The sequence below is a fragment of the Serratia sp. (in: enterobacteria) genome (genome assembly GCF_046715635.1).
GTDB lineage: Bacteria > Pseudomonadota > Gammaproteobacteria > Enterobacterales > Enterobacteriaceae > Chania.
Genome location: NZ_JBKJYW010000126.1, coordinates 1 through 5,300, shown reverse-complemented (window position 1 = coordinate 5,300; position 5,300 = coordinate 1). Strand labels below are relative to the sequence as shown.

Annotated in this window: 5 protein-coding genes; 1 reads left to right on the top strand and 4 read right to left on the bottom strand. The window is 55.7% G+C overall.

Annotated features, from left to right (window positions below):
• The first annotated feature begins 269 nt into the window (after positions 1-269).
• Positions 270-614: a YejG family protein gene (locus ACLQ7H_RS06090; RefSeq protein WP_411751901.1), complete on the top strand. Its 345-nt coding sequence runs from the start codon at positions 270-272 to the stop codon at positions 612-614.
• Positions 615-623: 9 nt separating this feature from the next.
• Here the strand turns inward: ACLQ7H_RS06090 and yejF are convergent, their stop codons facing one another.
• The 4 genes from yejF to ACLQ7H_RS06070 form a co-directional block, all read right to left on the bottom strand.
• A complete protein-coding gene (yejF, locus tag ACLQ7H_RS06085; RefSeq protein WP_411751900.1) occupies positions 624-2,219 on the bottom strand; it encodes a microcin C ABC transporter ATP-binding protein YejF in 1,596 nt (531 codons plus the stop codon).
• Position 2,220: 1 nt separating this feature from the next.
• Positions 2,221-3,246 carry an ABC transporter permease gene (locus ACLQ7H_RS06080; RefSeq protein WP_411751899.1) on the bottom strand — a complete coding sequence of 342 codons (1,026 nt, stop codon included), beginning with the start codon at positions 3,244-3,246 and terminating at the stop codon, positions 2,221-2,223.
• Positions 3,243-4,337, bottom strand: a complete 1,095-nt coding sequence (locus ACLQ7H_RS06075; protein WP_411751898.1) for a microcin C ABC transporter permease YejB — start codon at positions 4,335-4,337, stop codon at positions 3,243-3,245. The genes ACLQ7H_RS06080 and ACLQ7H_RS06075 overlap by 4 nt, the downstream gene beginning before the upstream one ends.
• A gap of 10 nt (positions 4,338-4,347) precedes the next feature.
• The coding region (locus ACLQ7H_RS06070; RefSeq protein ID WP_411751897.1) for an ABC transporter substrate-binding protein at positions 4,348-5,300 on the bottom strand (953 nt) is incomplete at its 5' end.

Genomic DNA, 5,300 nt, shown 5'->3' with positions numbered 1-5,300 from the left:
CGCATTGCAAGAAAAAAATGTTGAGATTGTGGCTGGAAAGGGTTACATATAACGCAAAAATGCGAGCTGAGTCGCAAAACACCGTGAGAGAACCTTCTACGGTGGAGAAAAACTGAGTGATATCAGCAAGCGCAGGATGCGGTTAATTGTTTGTTGCAGATTTTACTTTATAATAACATTTGTGAGCGGCAAAGTCGGGTGATCCCGGCTATAACTAAGTCATCCTGTGATGTAAAAAGTGTTTCATCTTTTCATACTAGGGATTTCATGTGGATAGTTTCCAGCTTTCGGTAGTGCATCGCTTGCCGCAAAGTTATCGTTGGCTATCAGGTTTTACCGGCAGCAAGGTTGAACCGATTCCGCTTAGCGGCATAGACGAAGATAACGATCTGATCGGCCTGAAGCTGCTCAGCCATGCCGGGCGCGAAGCCTGGCGGGTTATGCAGCAGCTCAACCTGTCTCTGCAAGAGATCCAGGTCAACTGCTCCATCGTTGAATGGGAAGGCGAGCCTTGCCTGTTCGTTCATCAATGTGATGAAAGTGCTGCCATGTGCCGCTTGAAAAACGTCGGTGCGGCGATTGCCGAGCAGCTCAGCGCGCAGTACCCCTTCTGAATGACGCCGCTAATCAACCAACTGCAATAACTGCTGCGTATAGGCAGCAGCAGGGGCGTTGAAAATCGTCTGGCAGTCACCTTGCTCCACGACTTCTCCCTGACGCAGTACAATCACCTGATGGCATAACGATCGCACCACCTGCAAGTCGTGGCTGATAAACAGATAGGCCAGCCGATGACGCAGCTGAAGCGACTTCAGCAGCGTCAGGATCTGCGCCTGCACCGATTTATCCAACGATGACGTCGGTTCATCCAGGATCAACAGCTGCGGTTGCAGGATCAGCGCGCGGGCAATGGCGATACGCTGACGCTGCCCACCGGAAAACTCCGTGGGATAACGATAGCGCAGGGCCGGATCCAACCCGACTTCTTCCAACGCCTCAATCACCCGCTGTTCGCGTTGCTCTGCGGTCAGTTGCTGGTGGATCTCCAGCCCTTCAGCGATGATTTGCAGCACGTTCAGGCGGGGGTTCAGCGCGGAATAGGGGTCCTGGAACACGATCTGCATCCGGCTACGGTAAGGCAACATCTGTTGATTATTGAACTGATGCAGCGGTTGGCCATCAAACCAGATCGCACCTTTGGAGCTCAACAAGCGCAGCAGCGCCAGGCCAGTCGTGCTCTTGCCGGACCCCGATTCGCCCACCAGGCCCACGCTTTCCCCTGGCTGTATCTCGAAGCTCAGATCTTTCAGCGCGTAGTTCTGATCGACAATGCGCCGTAACAGGCCACGTTTGATCGGGAAACTGACTTGCAGGTTTTCCACTTTTAGCAGCGGCATGGGCTTATCGCTGGCCGGTAGTGGCAGAGGCTTGCCTACGTCTTCCGCAGCCAATAACTGGCGGGTATAGGCGTGCTGTGGGGCGCTAAACAGGCCTTCTCGGCTATTTTGCTCTACGCACAACCCTTGGCGCATCACCGCCACGTTATCCGCCAGCCGGCGAACGATGTTCAGGTTGTGGGTGATGAACAGCAATCCCATCCCCAGTTCCTGCTTTAACTCTTTCAGCAGCACCAGGATCTGCGCTTGAATGGTCACATCTAGCGCGGTGGTCGGTTCATCGGCAATCAACAGCTTGGGCTTGGTCAATACCGCCATGGCGATCATCACGCGCTGACGTTCTCCGCCGGAGAGTTGATGTGGATAATCCTTCAAACGACCTTTGGCGTTACGTATGCCCACCCGATCCAGGCACTGAATGATTTCGGCACGGGCGCTATCACGGCGCATGCCCCGGTGGAGCATCAGCACTTCGGCCAGCTGTTTTTCGATGGTGTGCAGCGGGTTGAGCGACACCATCGGCTCCTGGAAAATCATCGAGATCTGGTTGCCACGCACTTTGCGCAGTTCGGCTTCCGGCGCGTGTAACAGCGAGTGGCCGTTAAACAGAATATCCCCGCCGGGATACACCACCGGAGGGGAAGGCAACAGCCGCAGCACGGAGAGGGCGGTGACGCTTTTGCCTGAGCCTGATTCACCCACCAACGCCAACGTTTCCCCTTGTTCCACCTGTAACGAGACGCCGTTGACCACCTGGTTCAAGTTGCCTCCCTGGCGGAAGGCGATGCTGAGATCCTGAATAGCGAGCAGAGGTGTGGTCATATTAATGCGCCTTGCTTGGGTCGAAGGCGTCGCGCACCGCTTCGCCGATAAAGATTAACAGTGAGAGCAGCACCGCCAGTACCAGGAAGGCGGTAATGCCCAGCCACGGTGCTTGCAGGTTGTTTTTGCCCTGTAAAAGTAGCTCACCCAACGAAGGCGAACCGATCGGCAAGCCGAAGCCAAGGAAATCGAGAGAGGTGAGGGTGGTGATCGACCCACACAGAATAAACGGCAGGAAGGTCAGCGTAGCCACCATGGCGTTAGGCAGCATATGGCGATACATAATGACGCGATCCGGCACGCCCATCGCTCTGGCGGCACGAATGTAGTCGTAATTACGGGTACGCAGGAATTCGGCACGCACTACGCCCACCAGACTCATCCAGCCAAACAGGATGGTGATGCCCAACAGCCACCAGAAATTGGGCTGGATGATGCTGGACAGCAGAATGATCAGGAACAGTGTCGGCATTCCCGACCATACCTCGATCAGCCGCTGCCCCCAAAGATCGAATCGGCCGCCGTAATAGCCCTGCGTCGCTCCCGCACAGATACCAATCACGCTGGAACACAGCGTTAGTGCCAACCCAAACAGCATCGAGATACGGAAACCGTACAGCACCCGGGCCAGCACATCGCTGCCGTTACTGTCGGTGCCAAGCAGGTTCTGGCGTGACGGTGGCGATGGGAAGGGCACTTCGGTGGCAAAGTTAATGGTGTTGTAGCTAAAGCGGATCGGGGCCCAGATGGCCCAGCCGTGTTGCTCAATCTGCTTGATAACAAAGGGATCCTGAAAATCGGTAGTGGTATTCAGTTCCCCGCCGAAGGTCGTTTCGCTGTAATTGACCATAAAGGGCACATACAGCCGGCCTTCATAGCGCACCAGCAACGGCCGGTCGTTAGCGATCAGGTTGGCGGCCAGGCTGAGCGCAAAGGCCACCAGAAAAATCCACAGCGACCAGTAACCACGGCGGTTGCTGCGAAAACGTGCCCAGCGGGCCTGATTGATGGGGCTTAAGCGGCTCATTGACGGGCCTCGAAATCAATGCGCGGATCGACCAGGGTATAGGTGATATCGCTGATGATATTCAGCAGCAGGCCGATCAGGGTAAATATGTAGAGCGTTCCGAACATCACTGGGTAATCGCGTTGCAGGGTCGCGTCGTAGCCCAGCAGCCCAAGGCCGTTGAGCGAGAACATCACTTCGATCAGCAACGAACCGGTGAAAAACATGCTGATAAAGGTGGCCGGGAAACCGGCGATCACCAGCAGCATGGCGTTACGAAACACGTGGCGGTAAAGGATCTTCTTCTCGTCCAGCCCTTTGGCGCGGGCGGTGACCACGTACTGTTTGCGGATCTCATCAAGAAACGAGTTTTTGGTCAGCATGGTCAGAGTGGCAAAGCCACCGATCACCGTAGCCAGCACCGGCAGGGTTATGTGCCACAGATAATCGGTGATTTTACCGTACCACGGCAGCGTGTCGAAGTTGCTGGAAACCAGCCCGCGCAGCGGGAACCAGTCTAGGTTGCTGCCACCGGCGAACAGCACGATCATCAGAATGGCGAACAGGAACGCTGGAATGGCGTAGCCGATGATAATCAGCGTGCTGCTCCAGGTGTCAAAGGCGCTGCCGTTGTGGATGGCCTTGCGGATCCCCAGTGGGATCGACACCAGATAGATGATCAGCGTACTCCATAGGCCCAGGGACGCGGAGACTGGCAGGCTCTGGCCGATCAACTGCATCACCGAGGCACCGCGGAACAGGCTGTCGCCGAAGTCGAGACGCATATAGTTCCACAGCATGGTGAAATAGCGTTCGTGCAGCGGCTTGTCGAAGCCGTAACGCTTGGTGATTTCGGCGATCACCTCGGGATCCAGACCGCGAGAACCACGATATTGGCCTTCAGCCACGTTGCCCGCGCCAGCCTTCATATGCCCAAGGCCTTCACCCGCGCCACCGCCGCCAAAACCGCTGGTTTGCCCCATCTCAATGGAGGCGATGGCCTGATCGACCGGCCCGCCGGGGGCGATTTGCACAATGAAAAAGTTAATGGTGATGATCGCCCACAGCGTAGGGATCACCAGCAGTAATCTGCGTATCAGATAAGCGGCCACCGGAGGCTCCTTATTGCCGTTGCGCCGGCAAGCGTGCCGCCTTGTTGACGTCGAACCACCAGTTGTCGAACCCGATCGAATAGGCCGGGCGTACCGCTGGCGAAGAGAATTTGTCCCAATAGGCGTAACGGTCGTGATTGGAGTACCACATCGGCAGCATATACCTGTTCCAGGTCAATACCCGATCTAGCGCGTGGCCAAGGGACAGTAACGCTTTTTCATCCCCTTGATGCTTCATGATCTGTTCTATCAGGGCATCGACAGCCGGATCGCTGACGCCAGGGCTGTTGTAGCTGGAATTCAGATATTCTGTGGCCCAGTAGATCTGCAGGTTGGAGTTGGGGAACGGCATAGCGGGGTAGACCCTCGGCATCATATCAAAATCACGCTCGCGCATGCGGCGGGTGAATTGGCTGATGTCAATCTCACGGATCTGCATATCGATACCCAACCGCTTCAGATTGTGCTGGAAAGGCAGTACATATTGGAAATTGCTGCCACTCGGTAACATCAGTTCAAAGGTAAAGGGTTTACCGGTTTGACGGTTAACCAACTGCTGGTTTTTCACTTCCCAGCCGGCCTGTTTAAGCAACTCGGTGGCTTTCAGCAGGTTCACCCGATCATTTCCGCTGCCGTCGGATGTTGGAGGCTGATAGATCGAGGTAAACACTTCTGCTGGCACTTTGCCTTTCAGCGGGGCCAGCCAGGCCAGTTCCGCAGCGTCTGGGTAGCCGGTGGCCGCGTAGTCGGTATTCTGGAAATAGCTGTTGGCGCGTTGATAGGCATCGTAATACAGTGCCTTGTTCATCCAGTCAAAGTCGAAGGCCAAGGTAATGGCTTCCCGCACCCGGCGATCGGCGAAAATCGGGCGCTGGATATTGAACGCTAACCAGCGGGCATTCTGTGCCGCCTGATTGGTTTCATCCTGTTTGATGATGAAGTTGCGTGCGAAGTTGCCGCCCT